General features: G+C 68.7%; 1 protein-coding gene. It reads right to left on the bottom strand.

What is annotated here, in order from left to right; translation table 11 throughout:
• The coding region (locus VQ02_RS33510; RefSeq protein WP_245239931.1) for a dihydroxy-acid dehydratase domain-containing protein at nucleotides 1-699 on the bottom strand (699 nt) is incomplete at its 3' end.
• Between the last annotated feature and the right edge of the window lie 254 nt (nucleotides 700-953).

Genomic DNA, 953 nt, shown 5'->3' with positions numbered 1-953 from the left:
CGGCAGGGCGAGGCCCATCGCCTCGATGACGCAGGCCATGGTCGAGGCAGTGCCCATCACCATGCAGGTGCCGACCGAGGGGGCGAGGCGGCCGTTGACGGTCTCGATCTCGCGCTCGTCGATCTCGCCGGCCCGGTGGGCGCCCCACAGCCGACGGCAATCGGTGCAGGCGCCGAGCACCTCGCCCTTGTGGTGGCCCACCACCATCGGGCCGACCGGGATCACCACCGTCGGCAGGTCGACGCTCGCCGCCGCCATCACCTGCGCCGGCAGGGTCTTGTCGCAGCCGCCGATGACGATCACCGCGTCCATCGGCTGGGCGCGGATCATCTCCTCGGTGTCCATCGCCATCAGGTTGCGCAGGAACATCGAGGTCGGGTGGGCGAAGCTCTCGTGGATCGAGATGGTGGGGAACACCATCGGCATCGCCCCCGACAGCATCACCCCGCGCTTGGCCGCCTCGATCAAGGCCGGCACGTTGCCGTGGCAGGGATTGTAGTCGCTGTAGGTGTTGGTGATGCCGACGATCGGACGGTTGAGCGCGTCGTCCGAGTAGCCCATGGCCTTGATGAAGGCCTTGCGAAGGAAGAGCGAGAAGCCGGCATCGCCGTAGCTGGTGAGCCCCTTGCGCAGCCCCTTGCCCTGTTCCTTGGCCTGCCCGCCCTCGGCCGGCCCACCCTGGCCTTTCCCGTCGCCCATCTGGTCGCTCCTCCCGGTCCGCATCGTTGGTCCCGACTTCGCGCCGTTCGCCCGCCGCCGCAAGCCCCGTCGGCGCGGGAGGCCCCTGCTCCACCGGCTGCGGCATCGCGCCCCCGCCCTGGCCGGGTTGCCTGATTAGAACATATAGTGAACATTAACGTTGACGGGCATCGCCGCGCGAGGAGAGTGAGGGACGGCATGACGCGCTACCGCTTCCACTGCACCAACGGGTCCGAATGCATCCTCGACGCGGA

This window comes from Methylobacterium variabile, assembly GCF_001043975.1.
GTDB lineage: Bacteria > Pseudomonadota > Alphaproteobacteria > Rhizobiales > Beijerinckiaceae > Methylobacterium > Methylobacterium variabile.
This window is presented reverse-complemented; position numbering and strand designations above follow the sequence as displayed.